Annotated in this window: 13 protein-coding genes and 1 pseudogene; 6 read left to right on the forward strand and 8 right to left on the reverse strand. The window is 66.9% G+C overall.

Annotated elements, in window-relative coordinates; all coding sequences use genetic code 11:
- Positions 1 to 211: 211 nt before the first annotated feature.
- Positions 212 to 1069, forward strand: a pseudogene (locus OG875_RS11660) (tyrosine-type recombinase/integrase); the annotation flags it as partial.
- A gap of 166 nt (positions 1070 to 1235) precedes the next feature.
- Here OG875_RS11660 and OG875_RS11665 read toward each other — a convergent pair.
- The 8 genes from OG875_RS11665 to rpsL form a co-directional block, all read right to left on the reverse strand.
- Positions 1236 to 1691 carry a DUF4240 domain-containing protein gene (locus OG875_RS11665; RefSeq protein ID WP_330174149.1) on the reverse strand — a complete coding sequence of 152 codons (456 nt, stop codon included), beginning with the start codon at positions 1689 to 1691 and terminating at the stop codon, positions 1236 to 1238.
- An 11-nt stretch (positions 1692 to 1702) separates the two neighbouring features.
- The gene (locus OG875_RS11670; RefSeq protein WP_330174150.1) at positions 1703 to 8572 is read right to left on the reverse strand and encodes a polymorphic toxin-type HINT domain-containing protein; all 6870 of its coding nucleotides are present in this window, start codon (positions 8570 to 8572) and stop codon (positions 1703 to 1705) included.
- 124 nt (positions 8573 to 8696) lie between these two features.
- Entirely contained in the window at positions 8697 to 11792 is a 3096-nt protein-coding gene (locus tag OG875_RS11675) for a LamG domain-containing protein (RefSeq protein ID WP_330174151.1), read from the reverse strand.
- A gap of 303 nt (positions 11793 to 12095) precedes the next feature.
- Positions 12096 to 12941 (reverse strand): hypothetical protein, encoded by an 846-nt coding sequence (locus OG875_RS11680; protein WP_330174152.1) that lies wholly within the window; start codon positions 12939 to 12941, stop codon positions 12096 to 12098.
- A gap of 277 nt (positions 12942 to 13218) precedes the next feature.
- Positions 13219 to 14412 carry an elongation factor Tu gene (tuf, locus tag OG875_RS11685; RefSeq protein WP_330174153.1) on the reverse strand — a complete coding sequence of 398 codons (1194 nt, stop codon included), beginning with the start codon at positions 14410 to 14412 and terminating at the stop codon, positions 13219 to 13221.
- A gap of 165 nt (positions 14413 to 14577) precedes the next feature.
- Complete coding sequence (gene fusA / locus OG875_RS11690; RefSeq protein WP_330174154.1) at positions 14578 to 16707, reverse strand: elongation factor G; 2130 nt, start codon at positions 16705 to 16707, stop codon at positions 14578 to 14580.
- A gap of 38 nt (positions 16708 to 16745) precedes the next feature.
- Positions 16746 to 17216: a 30S ribosomal protein S7 gene (gene rpsG, locus OG875_RS11695; RefSeq protein WP_023539364.1), complete on the reverse strand. Its 471-nt coding sequence runs from the start codon at positions 17214 to 17216 to the stop codon at positions 16746 to 16748.
- A 3-nt stretch (positions 17217 to 17219) separates the two neighbouring features.
- The gene (gene rpsL / locus OG875_RS11700) at positions 17220 to 17591 is read right to left on the reverse strand and encodes a 30S ribosomal protein S12 (protein ID WP_003948652.1); all 372 of its coding nucleotides are present in this window, start codon (positions 17589 to 17591) and stop codon (positions 17220 to 17222) included.
- 378 nt (positions 17592 to 17969) lie between these two features.
- Here rpsL and OG875_RS11705 point away from each other — a divergent pair, with 378 nt between their 5' ends.
- The 5 genes from OG875_RS11705 to OG875_RS11725 all read left to right on the forward strand — a co-directional run bounded on the left by OG875_RS11705 (position 17970) and on the right by OG875_RS11725 (position 23756).
- Positions 17970 to 18674, forward strand: a complete 705-nt coding sequence (locus OG875_RS11705) for a Crp/Fnr family transcriptional regulator (protein ID WP_330174155.1) — start codon at positions 17970 to 17972, stop codon at positions 18672 to 18674.
- Between the two features lie 123 nt (positions 18675 to 18797).
- Positions 18798 to 19589 carry a hypothetical protein gene (locus OG875_RS11710; RefSeq protein ID WP_330174156.1) on the forward strand — a complete coding sequence of 264 codons (792 nt, stop codon included), beginning with the start codon at positions 18798 to 18800 and terminating at the stop codon, positions 19587 to 19589.
- Positions 19586 to 21718, forward strand: coding sequence for a hypothetical protein (locus OG875_RS11715; protein WP_330174157.1), 2133 nt, complete (start codon positions 19586 to 19588; stop codon positions 21716 to 21718). The genes OG875_RS11710 and OG875_RS11715 overlap by 4 nt, the downstream gene beginning before the upstream one ends.
- Positions 21715 to 22737, forward strand: a complete 1023-nt coding sequence (locus tag OG875_RS11720; protein WP_330174158.1) for a hypothetical protein — start codon at positions 21715 to 21717, stop codon at positions 22735 to 22737. Before OG875_RS11715 ends, OG875_RS11720 begins: the two co-directional genes overlap by 4 nt.
- Before the next feature lie 116 nt (positions 22738 to 22853).
- Positions 22854 to 23756 carry a M48 family metalloprotease gene (locus tag OG875_RS11725; RefSeq protein WP_330174159.1) on the forward strand — a complete coding sequence of 301 codons (903 nt, stop codon included), beginning with the start codon at positions 22854 to 22856 and terminating at the stop codon, positions 23754 to 23756.
- The last annotated feature ends 11 nt before the right edge of the window (positions 23757 to 23767 follow it).

Consider the following 23767-nt stretch of genomic DNA (forward strand, 5'->3'; position numbering starts at 1 on the left):
CACCTCCGGGCCTCCGTCCCGGCCAATTCCCCGCCGTCGCCTCGCCCTCGGCCTGGCGTTCGCCGTGCTGACGCGTCCGGCTTCCTCCGCGCTTCCGGTCGTCCGCTGCGCTGTCTTTGCGCGGCCTGGTCGCTGGCCGGCCTGCGGTGGCGGAGCCGAGAGCGGGCCGGGTGGGCGGCCGTGCCGCGCGCGACCCGCGCCAGCGGGTCGCCTTGATCGCCTGCGCACCACCTGCCAGTGCTGCGCCCAGGGCCTGGACACCGAACAGAAGAGGTGCTGCGCCATCGGCGAGTGCTGCCAGAAGCAGCTGTCCGCTTTGACCGTGACCTACGTGCACTCGGTGCTCAAGTCGGCACTGGAACACGCCGTCCGCGAAGACGAACTGCCCCGAAACGTCGCCCGCAACGTCAAGACCACCACGCACCAGCCCAGGCGCTTCCGTCCGCTCACCGCAGTAGAGGCCCGTCAGTTTCTCGACGCAGCCCGCGCCGACCCGCTCCACGCGCTGTATGAACTCGCCCTACGCACCGGCCTCCGCAAAGGCGAACTCCTCGGCCTCCACTGGGAAGACCTCGACCTCAACACAGGAACGGCCACCATCCGACACTCACTCCAGCGCACCCGCACCGGCGGCCTCACCCATCTGCCCACCAAGACCCGAGCGTCCGAGCGCCGCATCGCGCTCCCGACCGAATGCATCCACTCCCTCAAGAAGCACAAGGAACGGCAGGACAGGGAGCAGGGAGAGGCCGGGGTGGGATGGAAGGACAGCGGCCTCGTCTTCGCCACCCCGACCGGTGGACCTCTCGACCCGGCCAACCTCACCCGCCGCTTCCGCAGCTTCCTCAACCGGGCCGGCCTCCGACGCATCCGCTTCCACGACCTGCGGCACTCGACCGCCACCCTGCTCCTGGAGCAAGGCGTCGACCTCGTCGTCATCAAGGAACTCCTCGGCCACGCCCACATCGGCGTCACCGCTGGCGTCTACGCCCACGTCCGACTCCGCCTCCAACGCCAAGCCATCGACACCTTGGGCAGCGTCCTCGGTAGCAAGGCTGCCAGCCAGTAGCACTGCACTCATCCAGAACGGCCGACGGCCCCACGAGAAGACTCGTGGGGCCGTCAACGTCCGGCTGCGTTGCCGTCAGCGTTGCCGTCAAAGCAGCTCAGAGGACCGCTGGCGCAATGCCAGAAGACCACTGGCGCGTTTGCGTAGCACGCCGTTCACGGTAGACCTATTCCGCCCAGCCCTGCGCATTCGACATTGATTCAATGGGGAATCCGCCGACCGCCACCATTTCACTGCCGAATTTTTTCTTGTAAACGCTAGGAGCGAGATAGAGAAGCCCCTCGGCGGCCTGGAAGAATGGCCTGACGAAACACGTGAACTCTGAGGTCGATCCCAAGACCGCATCGTACGCATCCCTGCCACCCAAGATGCACGCGCAACGCGCATACAGGAAGTGGTCACTTGTTTGCGGCAGCTCCAATCCAACCGCCGACACCACCGGGATCTCCGCTAGCTCCCGCCTGTCAATCCTATAAAGAGCCTCGCGCAGCTCCTCGGAAAACTTGACCAAATCGGTCGCATCCAGCCCATCAAGTCGCCCAGAGACCCGATCGAGAGCTGACCGCACATCGTCTCCCGACTGAGCGGGATTCGACCCGATGATGCTCCAGAAGTCGGTCACGCGATCCACCCTCACCAGAGCTCCAACTGCTGGAACCCTCTTTGTTGCAGCTTCTTCTTACCAGGCGAAGTAAGGTCGTTACCCAACTGAACCCCTTGGCGCTTCAACTCCTCCATGCGGAGGTGCTCAGCGATGAAAACGTCGTCCTCTGTGCCGCATACGTGCGTGCACTTGACGTCATCGAGGCTCTTCAACCGCCCACTGTCAAGGTGATCCTTGAGCCTGTTCTTGAAGTTCAGCGTCTTGCCGACGTATGTCTTCCCAGGGTTCCACTGATCGGGAAACTCGTACACGCCCTGATTCTTGTTGCAGTTATGGACAAGGACCGGAGTCTGCCCCGCCAGCACATAGTACGTGTGAACGTCAGCGACGGTGAGGTTGTACACCGGGGCCTGCTGCGTCCAGCGCTTCAGTGCGGTGATGCGGACGTCCGTGCCGGCCCTTGTCTTGAGCCATTGGCCCGGCTTGAGGGCCGTTGCCGTGATCCACACGTTCAGTTCGGGTACCCAGAAGGGGTGGCCGTCGGTCGCCGTCACCGAGGCCGTTCTGGTTCCCTTCTTGCCGTCCGTGTCGATCGTTACCTTGACGAGGTTCTTCGTACCCTTGCCCTTGATTTCGGCTGTGACCTTCTTGGAGTAGGTCTTGCCGGTCTTGGGGTCGGTGGCGAGGACCTTGTCGCCGATCCTCACGTCTTCTATGCGCTTTACGGTGCCATCCGCGAGAACGACCTTGGTATCAGCTGTGAAGCTGTTTCCGGCACAGCGACTGCTACCCCACCGCGGGAGGAACGGTCCACCGCCCGCCGGCCCCTCACCGCCCATGGCAGCGGCTTCCAGACCGGCGAGCATCTGGGCTCCCATGCCCCAACCAAGCTGCTTGAAGCGTCCCGTGCAGTTCTTTCCGAACACCGCCCGGCAGGCTTCTCCCTTTGCGCCGTTGGTATTGGAGGAGAAGAGGGCGAAAGCCGGGTCCCCGCAGGTCTCACGTCCGGACTCGCACAGGTAGTCCATTTTTTGGTAGAAGGCGGCAATGTAGCTCTGTGCGTTCTTCCAGTTTGCGGGGACGTTGATTCCGGGCCAGAACGAGATGAGTCCGTCTTCGTTGAAGTCGTAGCCGATCTCCTCTCCCAGATTTCCGGAGCCGCCCCCGGTCGGAGCGGGCCCGTCACTGCCGGGCTTGTCTCCGTAATTGAGGCCGTTGCCGTCGGATTTCGGGCCCTCGGGCATGGGGTCACCGTCGTCGGGGCATCCGTCTCCGCCGCTTCCGCAGGCAAGGCCGAGGCCCGTGGGGTCGGTGAAGGCGAGAGGGTTCTGGGCCGCATAGGTGTAGCCGTTGAGGGTTTGCGGCTTGTCGGTCTCCAACAGCGGGTCGACGCTGATGAAGCGGCCGGTCACGGGGTCGTACTCGCGGGCACCGAGGTGGGTCAGGCCGGTTGTCCTGGTGTCGTCGGTGCCTCCGACGAAGCCTTTCGTACCGGGCCAACTGGTGGGTTCGGTGCCACGGACCCCACCGAAGGGCAGGGTGCGGCGCTGGGTGAGGGCCTGGGTGCCCGTGTTGATGGCGATCTGAGCCGTGCCGTGGTGGTCGGCAAGGGTGATGGAGACACTGCCGTCGTTCTGCTGCACGGCCCGGTGGCCGCCGCCGAGGTCGACGTAGCGGGTGCCTTTGGTGGTCGTGGCGCCCTTGGCCAGGGTGACTTCCGTCGAGCCGAGGTAGAGGGTGGTCTCGGTCGGGGTGCGGCCGATCAGGCGGTTGCCCTCGGTGTCGTAGAGGTATTCGGTGACCTTGTCGGCGCTTCCCTCCACCGGTTCGGTGACCTTGGCCAGGTGGCCTTCCGCGTCCCAGGTGAGTTCCTGGGTGTCTCCGCCCTGAGTGCGGGTGACGGTGTTGCCCGTCTCGTCGTAGGTATAGGTGTCCTGCGACGTCCCGGACGGGCCGGCCGTGGCGACCGAGGTGAGGGCGTGCGGCTGCGAACTGAGGGCGGCCGGGTAGGTGTAGGTGCGCCTGATGTCCTTGGCGGTGTCGCCACCGATGTCGTGGACGGTCTCCGTCAGGCGCTGGCCGAGCTTGTCGTAGGTGTAGGAGTTCCGGTAGGGAGCGGGACCGCCCAGGGCGACCCCATTCGGCGCCGAGGAACAACTGGTGAGCGTCTGTGTCCAGGCATCGGTCAAACGGCGCAGGCCGTCGTAGGCGAAGCACTGTGTGTCGGTGCCGGAGCGGGAAGTGTCCGAAACCGAAAGGATGTTGCCGACTTCGTCGTAACGGTAGGTGTTGTACTGGTCGACGCCGGCGATGTCCTGACGGTCGATACGCGAGGTGGCCAGACGCTGGGTGCCCCACTCGTAGGTATTGGTCGCTATGACCTTCTTGCTGGCCCCGTTCCACAGCTCGTAGCTCTGCGGCTTGCCGGTGAGGCTGTACTTGGTGGTGGAGTTCAGGCCCTGGATGCCACTCATCCCGATGGGCCGAAGGGTCTGGTCCTCGTAGGCGTACACGACGGTGGCGGCTGCCAGGCTGCCCGCCTTGGGATAACCGGTGCCCTGGACAGTGCCGGAGACGTTGTACGTGGTACCGCTCAGATACGTCCCCTGGAGGGCACCTTCGACGGCAGGAATGGTGAAGGAGGTGCGCAACTGGCGGTAGAGGCGGTCGTAGGCGACGACCTTGGCGGTGTAGGCGTGGCCGCCGTGGTAGCGGGTGGATTCGGCGAGGTGACCCTTGGCGCCGCTGATGGTGTCGTACACCCACGTGGCGCGGAGCGTTCCGGTGGCGGAGCCCTCGCGGAGCTCTGTCTGTCGTCCGAGGCCGTCGTACGTGTACCACAGGGCGCCGGTGCCGGGGCGGGCGTCGTCCGCGCGGAGAAGTTGGCCGCGGTCGTCGTACTGACTGACCGTCGTGCCCTTGTCGGGGTCCGTGGACGTGGTTCGCCGACCGAGGAGGTCGTAGGTATAGGTCCAGGCGTTCCCGGCCGGGTCGGTGACCTTGGCCGGCTCGCCGCGCGGTGTGTACCGGTACGCGGTGGTGTCATAGGCGGCGGTGGCGCTGCGGCTGTGGTGCTGGCGCAGTTCGGTGGTCTGTCCACGGACGTCTGTGAGGACCGTGGTGGCAGTGCCGCCGACGGGCGGAATGGTGGTGACGCGGTCTCCGCCGTAGAGGGTCGTGGTGGTGTTGAGGACGGTACCGCCGTCGCCGTTGCCGGCGATCTGCTTGGCTTCGACCGGTCGGCCGAGGCCGTCGTAGGCGGTGCGGTTCTGTGTTTCGACGCTCAGCGCGTTCTCGGGCTGGAAGAGGCCGGCTGAGGGGGCACCCTCGATGTAGTAGGGGGCGAACTCCTTGGTGACGAGTCCGCGTTCGTCGTAGAAGGTGTCGGCGAGCAGGGCGCCGCCGTCCGGGCCGGGTTCCTGGGTCTGGCGGGGGCGGAGGAAGCCGTCATAGAGGACGTAGGAGCTGGCCTGGGTGCCGTTCTCCGCGATCGTCCTGGTGCCGACGGAGACGGGCTTGTTCTCGGTGGTGCTGTAGGTGAACTCGTAGGTCGGGGTCTGGCCGGTGAGCCGGTCGGGCAGCCACACCTTGGTGGAGCGGCCGAGCGCGTCGTAGGCGAGGTTGGTGACCTTGCCGTTGGTGTCGGTCTTGGTCAGCGGCAGCCCGCGCCGGCCCTCGTGGGTGGTCGTGGAGGTCTGCGCGGTGGTGGTGTCGGTGGCGACGGCCGGCGGTGTGGTCGTCTTGACGGAGGCGGGGAAGCCCGTGGCCGGTGCGTGGACGGTGGTCGTGGTGCGCCCGTCCGTACGCGGGGTGCGGGTGACGGTCCCGGCACCGGTGACCGTCACGTCGGCGCTCAGGTCGGTACTGGTCAGGGTGCGGCCGTAGGCGTCGTGGGTGGCGCCGGACTCGATGTAGGCGGCGACGGTGCCGTCGTACTTCTTCAGCAGGGCGGTCGCGGTGGTGTCGCCCTTGGTGGGTTCGGCGCCGTATGCGCCGCCGTCGTAGGCGGAGCGCACGTCGGAGATGACGTCGCCGGGGCGGCTGGGTGTGGTGTCGCACCCCTTGGCGACGCTTTCGACCCGAGCGGGGAGGCTGAGGATGTTCTTGGTGGTGTTGGTGGCGTAGGTGGTGCGGGTGCAGGTGTTGTCGTCGGGAAGGCTGTCGTCGCCCAGGTCTTCGGTCCGGGTGACGCGGCCGGTCGCGGTGTCGTAGGTCGTGGCGGCCGAGGTGGTACGCCACGTGCTGCCGACGCCGTCGTCGAGGGAGGCGAAGGTACGGCTGGACGCGGTGCCGGTGAAGTTGGCGGTCACCGTGCCCCAGTCGCGTTCCTTCTTGGCGGTCTCGTGGTGCCAGGGCCGGTTGACCGACTTGGAGAGGATCTTGCCGCCGGGTGCGGAGTAGGTGGCGGTCTTGTACGTGAAGCCTGCCGCCGACTCGTGGTCGGTGATCGGGTCTCCTTCGCCGGCCCCGAGGGAGACGGTCACGTCCTTGGTACCGCCGGAGGCGTTCTCGCGGTCGCCGTCCATGCCCCGCAGGAAGTATGTGTCCTTCTGCGTCTTCATCGCCCCGGCGCCGCCCTGGCCGCCGGTCTGGACACGCACCTGGCCGTAACCTCGCCACTGGGACCAGGTCTTGAACTTCTCCTTGGTCAGGCCGTCGTCATCGTCGTAATGCCAGGCGGCGCCGCCCAGGTAGTCGTAGCCGGTGACCTGGTCGGGTGCTTTGCCGGTGCGGTCGGTGCCGGTGACGGAGGCGACGACGTACTTGTTGAACCACTGCCGCTCGGGGTCGTCACTGTCACTGCCGCCGATGTATTGGGGAAAGCAGCGGGTGGTGTTGGTCTGCGGGGTGGGCAGTGCGTCGAAGGAGCAGGTCGGCGCGGAGTAGTTGACGTCGATCTGGCCGCCGGATTCGTCGGCGATGGTGGAAAGGCGGCCCTTGATGAACGGGGCGTAGCCGTCGCCGGTCCTGTCGAGACGGTTGGTGAGCTGTGTGTACGCGAAGGTGGTCTTCGGCAGGGTGATGGCCGGGGTGGTGCTCCGGCCGGTGTGCTGGACGGAGTCGAGCAGCAACTGGTAGTCCGTGTCGGCCATGCCCCAGCGGTGACTCAGCTTCCACGAGTCGACGGGCTGGTAGGCGCTGCCGTCCCAGACCTGGGTGTTGACCTCGGTCAGGCGCTTGGTGGTGAAGAAGGACGGGGACAGACGTCCCTGGTCGCAGTCCTCGCCGCTGTCGCAGTCGAGGTCCCAGGGGGTGTCGTACCAGTGGGCGGCATCGGTGTCGATGTCGGAGCAGGTGGTCTGCGCGTTGCTCAGGCAGCGCTCGCTGTTGACGAAAGTGACTTTGGCCAGCGGCTTGGCCGTGTAGAGCGAGGTCGACTTCAGTCCGTACTCAATACGGTCGAGGGTGCCGCCGCGGACGTAGGGGGTGCCGTCCTCGGCTTCCAGGTTACGGCCGTAGTGGTTGTCCTCCTTGTCGTAGAAGTAGGTGACGGCGTTGCCGTGGGTGTCGACGACGTAGTCGAGGTTCCACCGCCAGCCCTGCTGGCACCAGGAGTCGGCGAAGGTGGCGCCGTGGCAGGGTTCCCCGCTGTCGTCGCCGTAGACGGGGGTGGTCCAGGTCGAGTCGGTGGTCTCCTTGCCCTCGTCCCAGCCGGGCAGTCGGTGGTAGCCGAAGTGGTAGAGGGTGCCGTCGGGGGCGGTGACCCGCCAGGACTCGTCGTTTCGGGCGCCGTTGTTCCGCGTTGTCCCGGAGAGGCGTTCGATCTTTGTGCCGTCGTCGCTCTGGAGCTTCCAGGTGTCGGTGCCGTCGGGCACCAGTTCCCCGGCCTTGCCGTTCAGTGACAGGTAGGCGTTGTCATAACCCCAGCACAGGTCGCCCGGCTTGTTGACGCCGTCGTCGGCCTGCTGACCGTCGTCGGCGCAGGGCTTGTAGCGGCGTTCGATGTAGCCGGGCCACATCTCGAAGCCGTCGCCCGTCCAGGACGCCTGGTTGTTGGTGTTGCCGGTGCGGCCGTCGACGGAGCCGGAGGAGTAGGACAGACCGACGTTGGGGACCCGGTTGCCGGGTACGGCGGGCACCGCCATGTTGTAGGACCAGCTGAAATTACCGGTGTTGAGATTGGTGCTCCACGTCGCCGACGCCGCGAGCGGGGACGCCTTGTAGTCGCCGTTGGCGCTCCCGGTCGCGGCGACGGCCGCCAGCACGGTGGGGGCGGCCGCGCGCAGGGTCACTGCCGGGGCGGTGAGGGTCTGTTTCTCGGCGTCGTTGACCGTCTTGACGGGCTTGGCCGTGCGGCAGCCCGACTTGTCGGGGGTGGTCAGTGCGCAGGCGGGCAGTTCGACCAGTGTCAGCCGGGAGGCGTAACCGCCGCCGTAGGCGTCGGCGAAGCCGGAGTAGTCGAGCGAGCCGCGGACCTGGCCGGGCACGCCCTTGGACGTGGTGTCCTTGCCGCGAAGGGTGAACAGCACACCGTCGACGCCGGCCTTCCTGGTCGCCGCGCGGCTGAGAACACGGGTCTCGACGCCGCCATGTGCGGGCTTGGCACCGGAGCCGACCTTGGTGTCCAGGGTCAGGGGCAGGCCGGGGACGAGGGCGGGCTTGGCGCCGACGGCGTCGGTACCGGGCAGGGCCACCACGCTGGTGGACGCCACGGGCCACTTGCTGTCGGGGGGCGCGGCGGGAGTGCGTGCGCCCTTCATCACGGTGCGTGGTGTGACCTTGGCGGTCGTACCGGCCACCGGTTTCTCGAAAGCGGCCGGGGCAGCCCGGGTGCCGTCGGCGGCTGCCGCGATGGGCTGGGCCACCGCCGGCAGGAGCGTGCCGACCATGACCGCGGCGGAGGCCAGTGCCAGGCGGCGCCGCAGGTTCGGGTGCCGTTGCGTGGGTCTGCCGTTCATCCTGTTGTCTTGTCCTTCTCTTCGCCGCGGGCAGGCCCGCCCGGCGGATTGTGGATGGTGAGTCCCAGGTGTCGTGGCAGTGCCGGGCCCGGGCCGTTCGACCTGGGCCCGGCACTGCCGCGGATCAGGCGTCGCCGCCGGGAACCTCGGTGGGCCTACCAGGCAATCCGTACGCCAACTCGGCTACCTGGCGACCGGTCAGCGTGCCCTGGAACGCCCACACGTCGGAGAGAACGCCGGGCCAGTACTGGCCCCAGGACGTACCGCTCTTGAGCCTGCCGATCTGCAGCGGCTGGGCCGCCCTGAAAGAGATCACGTTCTCGGACCAGGAGATCCTGTCGGTGCAGGCGGTGTCGTCGCCTTCGCCGTTGCCGTCGGCGTCGACGCAGGCCGACTCCTCCAGTTCACCGTTCACGTAGAGCTGCAATCGCTTGGCGAACCCGTCGTAGACGACCGCCAGATGGGTCCAGTCGGCCGCGCTGTAGAACTGGCCGTTCTCCACATCGACGGAGCCGGCACTCCCGCTGTCCTCGTCGGGGACCGTGATGCGCCAACGGCCCGGATCGGAATCGGGTGTCGCACTGGGCACATACCGGACCGCGAACGCGTTCTGCTGTGCTCCCGGCATGCTGAGCAGCGTCACACCGGACTGTGGCACCGCCGCTGCCTGCGCCCACGCGGTCACGGTGAAGCTGGTGCTCGTGTCCACCGGCGCCGCCGCGCTGGCGGCGTAGTCGTCGACACCGTCGAGGATCAGTCCCCCGTCCACCCAGCCCGATCCGAGCTGTGCGCCGCCGCCCAGGGTCAGGTCGTTACCCGCGGCGGAGTTGTCCGGTGTGGTCACGGTGCCGGGCTGATCGAACTTCCAGCGGGCCTTGACGAGCGGGCGTCGCTGAAAGAGCTGACGCACTTCGTCCTCGGCCACCGGGCGGTCGAAGAACCTGATGTCGTCGATGGAGCCCGGGAAGTACTGAATCAGGCTGCCCCCGTCGATGCTCAGCGCACCGACCTGGACCCGGCCGCCCGCATACCAGGAGGCGGGCTGGGCGACGCTGGCGGACTTCACACCGTTGACGTACAGCGTCAGGGTGTTCGCGGTCGCGTCGTGCACGCCCACGAGATGGACCCACTCGCCCACGCGTGCCGAAGTCCCCTCCGGCTGCACGGCACGGATCTGCGTCGCACCAGGTACGTCGCCGGAGTACTGGGTGAACCCCCAGCGGTTGTACGTCTTGGAGTAGTACAGCTCGAAGCCCGGCCGGTTCTGGCCGAGTTGAGCGACGACGGTAGCTCCCTCTCCCGGTACGCGGTCGAGTTTCGCCCACGCGGACACCGTGAACGGACGCTGGGTGTCCAGGTGAGGAGCCGCCGTGTGCGCGTAGTCCCCCGTGCCGTCCAGCTCCAGGGCGTTGCCGGCCACACCGGTTGCCCCGAGCCGCGCGTCACCGGCAAGGGCGAGCGGCTGGGTGTCGGCCCGCCCGGTCACTTCCAGGGCGCCTGCCGGTTCGTCGAGCGGGAACACCGCGCGTGCGGTGCGTCCGGTGCCGATCCCCTCATGGCGGAACAGGCGCCCCGCCTCAGTCGCGCTCACGGGCTTGTCGAAGATCCGGACTTCGTCGATCTGCCCCGGCAGGAACGAGGCCGCGCTTCCGCTGTAGGAACCGGCGCCGATCTGCAGCCCGCGGCGGGCGTCCCACGCGGTGGTGTACGGCGTGGTGCCGACCAAGGTGCCGTCCACATAGAGACGGAGGTCCTGCGTGCTTCCGCTGTAGACACCGACCAGATGCGTCCACCGGTTCGCCTCCACCCCACCCGGCTGTGGAGCCATCGCACGAGCGACGGGGGCGCCGGGTGAGTCCGAGGTGTACTGATTGAACACCCAACGGCCGTAGGAGTGCGAGTAGTAGAGCTCGAAGCCGGGCGAGTGGTTGCCCGGTTGGGCCGCGACGATCGCGGCGTGGCTGGGAACGCCGGACAGCTTCACCCAGGCCGACACGGAGAAGCCGATCTCGGTGTTCACCGTGGGAATGTCGGTGACGGCGTAGTCGTCCACTCCGTCGAAGGACACCGCGTTCCCCTTCACGCCAGGAACTCCGGCAAGGGCGCCGCCGCGCAGCGCTGCCGCTCTCGCGCCGGAGGAGCCCTGCGCCGCAGTGGTGCCCGTGCCCTCGTCCAACTGCCAGGCGGCACGTTCCGGCTGACCCGCCCTGACCCGGTACTGGTAGGTGCGGATCTCGCTGCCGTTGCCGGCCGCGTCAAATGCCTGGGCGGTCACGAAGTTGAGCCCCGACTCCGCCGGCAGCACCTGCACGGTCTGCGCCGCGCCGGCTGATGTGGTGACGGTGTTCTTCGAACTCGGATCCGCGTTGATCCCGTACCAGTACTTCGTCACATCGGACTCGGGCGAGTCGAGGGTGAAGGCACCGTACTTGCCCACTCCGTCGAACCACGGATCGTCCGGATTCTCGGGGTTGGACGCCGGATACTCTCCCGACGAGAGGGCGGGAGCCTTCGGCACGCTCGTGTCGTAGAAGAAGTAGCAGCCGGTCGGGTCGTCGCCCGTGTACGACCAGGGCGAGTACTGCGCACCGTCGTACGACCGCGCGTACCAGTTGATCTGCCTGTTGGTCGGCACGGAAGCGGGTAGCGCGATCGAGAAACTTGAGCCGGACTTCTTCGCGGACGTCAGCGCCGGGCTCCAGCGGGCGATCAAGCCCTTGCCGTCACCCGAGTCCCATTTCGCCTGGAACTGCACGCGGACAGTGTCACCGTCCGGATCGGTCACACCGTTCGCGTAGATCGCGCCCAGCGTGCGGACGCGCGCGGCGGCGGCCGGTTTCTTGCAGGTGCCTCCGTACTCCATCGCCAGCTGCGACATCTTGATCTGGGCGGGTGCCCGGTTGTACTCGACCCGCAGAAACGCGTTGTCCGAGAAGCGCTTCCACGCCACGCGGTCGCCCTCGCTCGCCGCGCGAAGGCCGAACGTCATGGTCGACCACTTCTTGTCCGCGGCTTCCTGCACCGCCGCCTTGACGCTGAACTCGGCGTCCTTGGCCGCGCATCCGTCGTGCCCGTAGGCGAACGACTTCGCGCTCAGTTCCTTGATCCAGAAGCCGGGGGCGTTCTGCGAGTTCCAGGTCGTCGACGAGGAGATGTCCTTGGTGCGCCAGAGCTCGACACTGCGGTCCGTGCACGAAGCGGACCACGTGTTCCGGACCACGAACTCCGCACTGAGAACGGACTTGCCGGCGAACTTCGAGACCGGCAGACGGTAGAAGAGCCGCTTGGTGTCGTACGGCGCGCAATAGTCCCAGCCGCAGTACCCCAGGCCCTCGTCGGAGTTGCCGTTGAACTTCCACTGGGGGGGACGAGGCCCAGTACTCGGAGGCCATCGTCCAGGCGGCTGCTTTGGGTGAGTACCACTGCGGATCGATGAAGACCGGATAGACCGTGTCCTCACCCCTGAGCACGTCCGCGTCGGGCGTGAGCCGCAACTCATCGCCGTCGGCGGAGACTTCCACACCTACGGCTGCGAGCTTCCCGGACTCTCCAGGACCGGGTTCCGCCTCCGCGGCATCCATCCCTCCCGCTGCTCGCGCACGCGGCTCTGTCGCCCCTCGCCTGCGGGAGCAGCACTTGAGTCCCACATGACCGGTGTCGCAGCCTCGAACACGGTTCCCGCAGCGCCCGCGTCCACCGCCTCCAGGCCACCGGAATCGGTGGTCCGCACGTGCATGCCCTCGGTCGCGAGAGCCAGCCTCAGCTCCTCCAGCGCCTCGTTCCCCGCCGCCTCCGCCGACTTGACGACGAGGAGCTGGGAGAAGCCGTCCTCCTGCGCCCCCAGACGCAGATCCACATCCGGCAGGATCTCCGGGTAGGTGGCCGTCTCACCGTCCACGACCGGCGCGGGGACATCGCCCAACGGCCAGGAGAGAGCCAGCGTCCGTCCCGCGCGCTCCATGCGAACCAGCGGACCGTCACCACCACCGGAGAAGCTAAGCCCCACGGTCGTCGCACCCGGTCGGATCATGCCGCCGTCGGCCGATCGGGCCAAGTCGGTGTCGATGGGCCGCCATTCCCCAGCCTCCCGCGTCCACACCGGACGCAGATACTCCCGAGCCTCAAGACTTCCCTCAGGCGTCGCGAACGTCTCGCTGCTCTCTCCCCGCAGGGATACGACCTCGACGTCCTGACCGGAGAGTTTGGCCTGGGAGAGTGCCTCCGCCTCCGAGAGCGCGGGAGGGTCGGCCTCGGCCTTCTCGGCGGCGACCGTCCGACTGCCCGATGCCGACGGGACAGGCGCCGCGGCTGCCGCGGCGGGGAACCACCCCGCGATCATTCCGCAGCTCAACGCGAAGGCCAGCGCCACTCGTACACCGCGCACGCCGATACGCCCTCCGGACACAAACACACTCCACCCACAACCATGAAGATCACTTGAAGGAATCATGGAGAAGATAGTCAGTGAGCAAAGGTCCGGTCCAGCGATATAAAACGACACAAAGTAATATCTTGATCACCAACCGGGATGTGCGCCGCATCACATCACGCATGCGGGAGGCAAAGAAGTGGGCCCCGCACCAACATCGGTGCGGGGCCCACTTCTTGGTCGCTCGCAGTCGAGCTACCAGGTCAAGACACGCGAACTACTTCGTGATCTTGGTGACCTGGCCGGCGCCCACCGTACGACCACCCTCACGGATGGCGAACTTCAGGCCCTCCTCCATGGCGATCGGCTGGATCAGCGAGACCGACATGAGGGTGTTGTCGCCCGGCATGACCATCTCGGTGCCCTCGGGGAGGGTCACGACGCCGGTCACGTCAGTCGTACGGAAGTAGAACTGCGGGCGGTAGTTGTTGAAGAACGGGGTGTGACGGCCACCCTCGTCCTTCGACAGGATGTACGACTGGGCCTCGAACTCGGTGTGCGGGGTGACCGAACCGGGCTTGATGATGACCTGGCCGCGCTCGACGTCCTCGCGCTTGATGCCACGGAGGAGCAGACCGACGTTCTCACCGGCCTGGCCCTCGTCGAGCAGCTTGCGGAACATCTCGATGCCGGTGACCGTGGTGGTGGTCTTCTCGGTCTTGATACCGACGATGTCGACGGTCTCGTTGACCTTGAGGACACCACGCTCGATACGGCCGGTGACGACCGTACCGCGACCGGTGATCGTGAAGACGTCCTCGATGGGCATGAGGAACGGCTTCTCGACGTCACGCGCGGGCTGCGGGATCGACTCGTCGACGGCCTTCATCAGGTCGAGGACGGTCTGGCCCCACTCCTTGTCGCCCTCAAGGGCCTTGAGCGCCGAGACCTTGACGACCGGCAGGTCGTCGCCCGGGAACTCGTACTCGGAGAGCAGCTCGCGGACCTCGAGCTCGACGAGCTCGAGGATCTCCTCGTCGTCCACCATGTCGGCCTTGTTCAGCGCGACCACGATGTACGGCACGCCGACCTGGCGGGCCAGGAGCACGTGCTCCTTGGTCTGCGGCATCGGGCCGTCGGTGGCGGCGACCACGAGGATGGCGCCGTCCATCTGCGCCGCACCCGTGATCATGTTCTTGATGTAGTCCGCGTGACCGGGGCAGTCGACGTGCGCGTAGTGACGCGACTCCGTCTGGTACTCGACGTGCGCGATCGAGATCGTGATACCGCGCTGGCGCTCCTCGGGAGCCTTGTCGATCTGGTCGAAGGCCGAGGCCTCGTTCAGGTCCGGGTACGCGTCATGCAGCACCTTGGTAATGGCGGCCGTGAGGGTCGTCTTACCGTGGTCGATGTGACCGATGGTGCCGATGTTGACGTGCGGCTTAGTCCGCTCGAACTTCGCCTTCGCCACTGGGGTCCTCCTGGAGTGGTTCTGTACGCCTTACTCATCGGCGCCAGGTGATCTTTGCTGGGATGCCGGGGCCCGGGGCACCGGACATCGCGCGCGGTTTCCCGTACGCGGTGCCCGGCCCCCCAGGGCTTGCCGGTGACAAGCCTAAAGCGTGCTCGGGACGAGCTACTCGCCCTTGGCCTTCGCGATGATCTCCTCGGCGACGTTCCGGGGAACCTCGGCGTAGGAGTCGAACTGCATCGAGTAGCTTGCGCGACCCGAGGTCTTGCTGCGGAGGTCTCCGACGTAGCCGAACATCTCCGAGAGGGGCACGAGGCCCTTCACGACGCGAGCGCCGCTGCGCTCCTCCATGGCCTGGATCTGGCCACGGCGGGAGTTGAGGTCGCCGATGACATCGCCCATGTAGTCCTCGGGCGTGGTGACCTCGACGGCCATCATCGGTTCGAGCAGCACGGGCGACGCCCTGCGGGCACCCTCCTTGAACGCCTGCGAACCGGCGATCTTGAAGGCGAGCTCGGAGGAGTCGACCTCGTGGTAGCCACCGTCGAGAAGCGTGACGCGCACGCCCACCATCTCGTAGCCGGCCAGGATGCCGAACTGCATGGCCTCCTGCGCGCCCGCGTCCACCGAGGGGATGTACTCACGGGGGATACGGCCACCGGTGACCTTGTTCACGAACTCGTAGGTCGCGTCGCCGCCCTCGATGGGCTCGATCGCGATCTGCACCTTCGCGAACTGGCCGGTACCACCGGTCTGCTTCTTGTGCGTGTAGTCGATACGCTCGACGGCCTTGCGGATCGTCTCACGGTAGGCGACCTGCGGCTTACCGACATTCGCCTCCACGCGGAACTCGCGCTTCATGCGGTCGACAAGCACTTCGAGGTGAAGCTCGCCCATACCACCGATGATGGTCTGGCCGGTCTCCTCGTCCGAGTGAACCTGGAAGGAGGGGTCCTCCTCCGCGAGGCGCTGGATGGCGACACCCAGACGCTCCTGGTCACCCTTGGACTTGGGCTCGATCGCGACCTGGATGACCGGCGCCGGGAAGTCCATGGACTCCAGGATCACCGGGTTCTTGTCGTCGCTCAGCGTCTCACCGGTGGTGGTCTGCTTCAGGCCCATCACGGCGACGATGTCGCCGGCGCCCACCGACTCGATCTCCTCACGCTTGTTCGCGTGCATACGGTAGATCTTGCCGATGCGCTCCTTCTTGCCCTTCACGGAGTTCAGCACCGCGGTGCCGGCCGTGAGGCGACCGGAGTAGATCCGGACGAAGGTGAGCTTGCCCAGGTGCGGGTCGCTCGCGATCTTGAACGCCAGGCCGGCGAACGGCTCGTCGTCGGACGGCTTGCGCCGGACGACCAGCTCCGGGTCCTTGACGTCGTGGCCTTCGATGGCGTCGACGTCGAGGGGAGAAGGCAGGTAGCGGACGACCGCGTCGAGCAGGGGCTGAACACCCTTGTTCTTGAACGCGGTTCCGCAGAAGACGGGCGTGACGGTGACGGAGTCGGCCGCGCCCTTGGAGGCGAGCGTGATACGGCGGATCGCCGCGTGCAGCTGCTCCTCGGTGGGCTCCTGGCCCTCCAGGTACAGCTCCATCATCTCGTCGTCGTTCTCGGACACGACCTCGAGGAGCTTGCCGCGCCATTCCTCGGCGGCCTCGGTGTGCGTGTCCGGGATGTCGACGACGTCGTACATCTCGCCCTTGGTGGCTTCGGCGGACCAGACGAAGGCCTTCATCGACACGAGGTCGACGACGCCCTTGAAGTCCATCTCGGCACCGATCGGAAGCTGCATCACGATCGGAACCGCGCCGAGGCGGTCGGAGATCATGTCGACGCAGCGGTGGAACTCCGCGCCGGTCCGGTCGAGCTTGTTGACGAAGCAGATACGCGGCACGCCGTAGCGGTCCGCCTGACGCCATACGGTCTCGGACTGCGGCTCGACGCCCGCGACACCGTCGAACACGGTGACGGCACCGTCGAGGACGCGGAGCGAACGCTCCACCTCGACGGTGAAGTCGACGTGACCCGGGGTGTCGATGATGTTGATCGTGTGATCGACATCGTTGAGCGGCCAGTGGCAGGTCGTCGCGGCGGACGTGATCGTGATGCCGCGCTCCTGCTCCTGCTCCATCCAGTCCATCGTGGCAGCGCCGTCGTGGACTTCACCGATCTTGTAGCTCACGCCGGTGTAGAAGAGGATCCGCTCGGTGGTGGTCGTCTTGCCCGCGTCGATGTGGGCCATGATCCCAATGTTGCGGACCTTGGCCAGGTCAAGCGAAGTGGTGGCCATGAGGCTCAATCTTCTCTCGGTCTCGATGGGGGCGCTGACTACCAGCGGTAGTGCGCGAAGGCCTTGTTGGACTCGGCCATCTTGTGCGTGTCCTCACGCTTCTTGACCGAAGCGCCGAGGCCGTTCGAGGCGTCGAGCAGTTCGTTCATGAGGCGCTCGGTCATGGTCTTCTCGCGACGGGCGCGGGAGTAACCGACCAGCCAGCGCAGCGCGAGGGTGGAGGCGCGACCGGGCTTGACCTCGATCGGCACCTGGTAGGTGGCGCCGCCGACGCGGCGGGACTTGACCTCGAGCGACGGCTTGACGTTCTCAAGCGCGCGCTTCAGCGTGATGACCGGGTCGTTGCCGGTCTTCTCGCGGAGGCCTTCCATGGCGCCGTAGACGATCCGCTCGGCGGTGGAACGCTTGCCGTTGAGCAGAAGCTTGTTGATCAGCGAGGTGACAAGAGGAGAACCGTAGACCGGGTCGATGATGACCGGGCGCTTCGGGGCAGGGCCCTTACGAGGCATTGTTTACTTCTCCTTCTTGGCGCCGTAGCGGCTGCGGGCCTGCTTGCGGTTCTTGACACCCTGGGTGTCCAGGGAACCGCGGATGATCTTGTAGCGAACACCCGGCAGGTCCTTCACACGGCCACCACGCACGAGCACGATGGAGTGCTCCTGCAGGTTGTGTCCCTCACCCGGAATGTACGCCGTGACCTCGATGCCGGAGGTCAGACGCACACGCGCGACCTTCCGCAGCGCGGAGTTGGGCTTCTTCGGGGTGGTCGTGAACACACGCGTGCAGACGCCCCGGCGCTGAGGGGAACCCTCAAGGGCCGGCGTCTTGTTCTTCTCGACCTTGTCCTGCCGGCCCTTACGGACCAGCTGCTGGATCGTAGGCACTACTTCTCCGGTTTCTGTGTGCCGTCAGTAAAACTAACCTGGAACACTCGCCGACCCACGCGGTCGGGTGTGTCGGATACTGCAAGACCCCGCTGGAGGCGAGAGAGCGCAGATCGCGGTGGCCTTTGACCGGACTCACCATGCGGTTGAGGACACGCACAGGAGCCCAGGCACACCCCAGGCACAAGGTCTGAGCGTACCTACCTCATGGACTCCGGTCAAAACAAATGCTGACAGGCCAGGACGGCGCCCGATTCACTGGCCCGGGATCGCTGCCAGCAGGGCTCTCTCAGCCGTTTCCGCCCTGGACGGCGGCCCGCTTCAGTACGTTGATACCGCACGTTGATTCCGAGACCTGTGCGAGGGACGGGAGCGTTCGTGGTACGCGTACCCATTCCCGGCGACGACGGACTCGACGACCGGGTCCCGTATCTGGCGCGACTCGAAGCGACGGAACGTGAGGCGCTGCTCACCCTGGGGCGCGAGATGCGATTCGCACCTCGTGCGGAACTGCTGCGCGAGTACGAGCCGTCGGCCCACATCCTGCTGGTCCTCCAGGGCTGGACCAAGGTCACGGCCGCAGCCGCCAACGGCTACGTGATGCTCCTGGCACTCCGCGGACCCGGCGACATCATCGGCGAGTCGGCCAGCCTCACCGGCAGACCACGCTCGGCCACCGTGACCGCGCTCGAAGCAGTACGGGCCGTCGTGATCGACCACGACGGATTCCAGAAATATCTGGCCGATCACCCCGAGGCCATGCTCAAGCTGCTGGGCCTCGCCAGCGACCGGAGCCGAGCTGGCGACCGCCGCCGCTTGGAGTTCGCCTCACTCACCGTACGAGAACGTCTTGCCGCGCTGTTGCTGGAACTGGCCAGGACACACGGCCGCCGCATCCCCGAAGGCATCGAACTGGCCGTACCCCTGAGCAAGATGGAACTCGCGGGCTCCATCGGCGCCTCACGAGAAATGGTGCAGCGCCTCTTCAAGGATCTGCGTGAGCGCGAGGTCATCGTGACCGGCCGTCGGACACTGATCATCCTCCGTCCGGACGTGCTGCGCCGGGTGGGCGGCAGCGGCTGACCTCCACAGGGCCAGCCCCCTTCTGTGCAAACGGTCACACTTCATCAGCGTCATCCTTCCTCACCCCTCCGGTACGGCTCCGGCCAGTCTGCCGTCGTTCGGCAAACCGACCGAGAGGCGACCATGAATACCCCCTTGAACCGCACGATCCTGCTCCTCGACATCGAGCGATACAGCGACCGCGACGACATCGAGCAGGCGTTCCTGCGCCGGATGCTCTACGACATCGCCGATCAGACCCTGGACGCCGCGGGCATCGGCTCGCCCCAGCGACTGCGCGCCGATCGTGGCGACTCGGTGATGGAACTGATCGACGCCAACGCCCCGGTGAGCGTGTTGCTGCGCACCCTGCTCACAGAAGTACCGGTCCAGTTGCGCAGGACCAACCGCCTGGCCGCCAGCAGCGCGCAGATCCGGCTGCGCGCCGTCCTCGCCACCGGGTACGTCGCCGTCGACGCGCACGACGGGTGGGTCGGCTCCGATCTCAACCATGCCTGCCGGCTGCTCGACGCGACCCTGTTGCGGAACGCGCTGCGCGAACGCCCCGACGACTTCGCGCTCTGCGTGTCCGACAGTGTTCATCAGGGGATCGTCCGGCACGGCCACCCCGGCATCCGGCCGGAGGACTTCCACCACATCGCACCCGAGAGCAAGAACGGCCGGCTCTCCGCCTGGCTGTACGGACCGGTGCCCGCGCCCGGGACGGACCGGCGAAGGGGAACGGAAAGCGGTGTGCGAACACCGGAGTCCGACACTTCGGGCGAGGAGGACACCAAGGCAGCGGCAAAGCCTGTCGAACTTCGCATCCCGGGCACCACGCACATCGCGGGCAACCAGTACGGCGTGGCCGGCGGCGCCAACCAGGGTGACTTCACCTTCTCCTTCGACCAGCGAGCCGGGAAGGAACAAACGTGAGCCAGACGGTGCCGGAGAAGACGACCGACGATGAGAAACCCGCCGAAGGAGGAGAAGAGGAGAAGCGGGAAAAGGCAGACACGGCTCCTGAGCAACGCCCGCCGGCCTGGGCGGCCCGACGCGATCTCATCGAGCACAGCCCGCGCAATCTGGCCGGGAACCTCGTCCAGGGGAGCCAGTACGGCCTGACCGGCGGTGGCGTCGTCCACGGCAACATCAGCTTCCACATGGGCGGGGACCACGAGACGCTCGCGTTGTCCGGGGAGATCCCGTCGGATTCCCTGGCCCGGATGTCCGTCGCCTTCGTGGAGGGCGCGCCCTTCGCGGAGGCGCTGGCCCGCCTGCGTGACGAACGCGTCCTCGTTCTCTCCGGTGGAGACTCCACCGGCCGCCGCGCCGCCGCGCTGATGCTCCTCCACCGACTCGGTGCCGGGCCCATCCGTTCCATCGATTCCACGACAAGCCCAGCGGCCGTACGCGATCTTCTCAGCGTCCCCGCCGGATATCTGCTGGCCAACATGGCGGTGAGCCGGACCCGGCCTCTGCGCGAGACCCATCTGCTCGCCATGCGCGAGCAGTTGATTCGCAGGAACGGTCATCTGGTCATCACGGTGGCCGAGTCGGCCACGCGGCTGGACCTTGCGCACCTGTCCTGGGAACCGCCTCCCATCGAAGAGATCCTGGCCGCGCATGTCCAGGCGCGCCGAGGCACGTCGGGATGGGCACAAGTCCGGAAGTTAGCTGCGGTAAGCGGATTCCTCAACCAAGATCACAACCCGGCGGAGGCCGCCGACTTCGCACGGCAGCTTGTCGCGGTGCTCACAGGCGACGCCACGGAGGAGGACCTGTCCGCCTACGGGGCTGAGTCCGCGCAGACGCAGGTCGAGTCCTGGTTCACGGACGATACCAAGCACTTGCGGGACAAGGCGTTTCTCCTCTCGTTGGGCGTCTTCGACCGGGCGCCGTACGTACTCGCGGCGGAGCTGGCCGACAGCCTGTTTCTCCTGTTGCACGCCGTCGAGGACCCGAACAGACACCAGGGTGTGCCCGTCTTCGGAAGCTCGCGTGCCGCCCGCCTGGGTCTTGCCCGCGCACGCGGCTACCAGGAAACCGAGGTGACGGCCTGGGGCCCGGTCGACCAGTACATGGCTGCCTTCAAGGACGACGCACTGCCTACCCGTCTGCTGGACACGGCATGGATGCTCTACCCGTCGGCCCGCCCCGCCCTGGTGGCGTGGCTCCGCGAACTCGCGACTGATGGACGCCCGCTCGTTCGCACCCGGGCTTCGGCCGCTGCGGCGGTGCTCACCAAGTCCGATCTATCCTCCGGTCTGGCCCATCTCGTCGAACCGTGGGCCCAGGGCCGGAGTTACGCCACGCGACTTGCCGCAGCCAACACCCTCACCCTCGCACACCTCCTCAAAGCACCGGCCATTCCGGAGATCCTCCACGACTGGTGCGTGGGCGAGGACGAAAACCTCCGATGGACGGCAATCCGCGCCTACGGGTTACTGGGGCCAGTCCTTCGCGACAAAGCGCTGAAGGCGCTGATCGCGGCCACACGCGAGTACTGCCGCACGAGAGACCGGGCGACGGAACCTGTAGAGGGCGAGCTCAACGACGAGTTGCTGGAACTGGTCGAGGCCGTCCAACTCCTCTTGCTCTCCGCGCGCGGCCCCGTGCTTGCCGAGCTGTCGAGGCTGGCCGATGACGATCCCTCAGTCCGTGGCCCGTTACTCAGTGCTTTCCTGCTGGCCTGCGAGCAGGAAGACGAGGAGGCAGCTTCCCACCCACTCGTTCTGGAGTGGTACGCCGGTGCTCTAGGTGAGTCAGGCTCACAGGCGGACCAATTGACCGCGCTCTGGCGCCTCGCACTCAACGATCGCCGCCATACCGACCAGGCCCTGGCCATCATGGCCGACTGGGTGAGGCACGCCGAACAGGCACCGGCGGCGGAACCCGTACTCGCGCGGCTAGTGATGGACCTCGCCCGGAAACCGTCCGAGATCCGACGGCTCGGCCATCTGCTGCGGACAATGCCGGGTGGGGACGGCGGCCCGCCCCCGCCGGTCGCCGGGCGACTTCTAACGGCCGTCCCGCGCCAAACACTCGGAGAGGAGAATCGATGACGGAGTCCCCCGTGCCGCCCGAGCTTGCCCGACCGGCCGACCGGCCGACCGGTCTCAAGGACCCGGTCCGCACCGTACGACAGCTCTCCCGCTTCGAGTACGCGAGGCGACGCCCCAGGACCCATGTCGACCACGCGCTCGTGTTCGTGACCGCCCAGGCCACCTACGACGTGTTCACACCACCGCACCGGCCGCGTAGAAGCGACGCCCCGGGCAAGCAATACATCGCGCTCTACGAGGTGGACATGGCGCTGCACCACTTCAGGCTCGGACTCCCCTTGCCCAGCGCGGTGGACGCGTTCCAGTTCGAAGCAGTCGCGGATCTTACCTGGCAAGTCCTGGCGCCCGACAAGGTGATCGACTGCGGAGTCCGTGACGTACCCGCCCTGCTCGGTCCCCGTGTGGGCCAACTCCTGCGACACGCAAGCCGTCTGTATCCGATCGACGCGGTCCGGGAGGCCGAGGCAGCGGTCCAGCGGTCCGTCCATGCATCGCCGCCACTGGCCGAGGACGAAGGACTACGGGTGGGTTGCACCGTACGCCTGCGCACGGACGAGGGCGAACGGTCGCAGAGCGAGCGACTGCGTGTCGCCCGGCACCAATCCGTAGCGGCGCCTCCGGAGCACCGGGTTCGGATGGAAGGGCTACGCCGGGACCTCGAAGCGCAGGAGTACGAGCGGAAAATCTCCGCAGAGAAGATCGCTTTCTACGAGCACCACTTGGCGAAGGGCGGCCTCGCCGCGCTGGTGATCCATCTGGTCCAGCACCCGGAGGACACTCACCTGGTCGTGGAGCATCTGCGCAAGGACCAGAGCGAACTGATCGCGAACCAGTTGCATCTGGTGGACAAGATTCTCTCCGAACACGGACTGGAGAGCCACCAGTTGGAGGGAACGAAGAACTACGTGGTCGAGACAATCAACCGGGTCCTGACGAGTTCGTCCCCGCCCCCTTACATCGAGCCCGGTACCGACTCGCCGCCCGTGTCCGGCGCGGCGATCGAGAGGAGCCAGCCGTGACCGGTTCCGAACCCAGATACCCCGACCGGGCGGAGCACTCGTACCCCCAACACGAGACGAATCGGGCGGCGGGCATTGAGAGCGACCCCGAGGCTCTGGGACTCCACGACGGCCGTGTGCACATCACCGCCCGTCATCGCGGTGTCGACATGGCCACGGTGGTCCACCTCGCGCTGCACATTCCCCAGGTGTTCCTCAGCCTGCTGATCGTGCTCGCCCTGTCGCTCGTCCTGGCGAAACTGACCTCGCTACCCGCCCCGGCGTGGGTCGGCATATGGGCGACGAGCGGCGCGCTCGCCCTTTGTCGGTCGTCCGACGACCTCCTGGCACGACTGGTATTCGGACTTCACCACCCGACCTCCGGCGAACTGGCCCGGTTACGGCCGCTCTGGCGCGAGGTGACCGCGAGGGCGGGTGTCGACGCCGCGGCGTACACGCTGTGGATCGAGGAAAGTCCGGAGATCAATTCCACGGTGGCCGGCGGGCACGTCGTAAGCGTCACCCGCCATGCCGTGGAGAAACTGCCGGACGGACAGCTCGCGGCGGTCCTGGCGCACGAACTCGGCCACCACGCGGGTGGTCACGCGTGGTCGGCGCTCGTCACGTACTGGTATGCGCTGCCCGGCCGACTGGCCTGGCGGCTCCTTCTCAGGGGTGTCCTTCTGGTCCATCGTCGCTCTCCCATCATGGGGGAGGCGATCGCGCTGACCCTGGGAGCGGTGGCCTTTCTGGCGGTCGTCTTCACCAACGGCGCGGTGCTCCTGGTGGTGGCGGGGCCGTTCCTGATCTCTGCGGTCGGCCGCAGCGCCGAACTGCGGGCGGACCGGTACGCGAGCGGGCTGGGCCTCGCACCCCAGCTCACGGCGCTGTTCAGCAGCGCACTCGCCGATGGACAGACCGGCGGGAATGCCGATGGGAAACACGGCGTGACCGCCCTCATGGCCCGTCTGTTGGCGTCCCAACCCAACAGCCGCGCCCGGCTGCACGCCCTCCGCCGTCACATCGCACGACGGCCCTGAAACGCCCGAGG

The organism is Streptomyces sp. NBC_01498, from assembly GCF_036327775.1.
Lineage (GTDB): Bacteria > Actinomycetota > Actinomycetes > Streptomycetales > Streptomycetaceae > Streptomyces.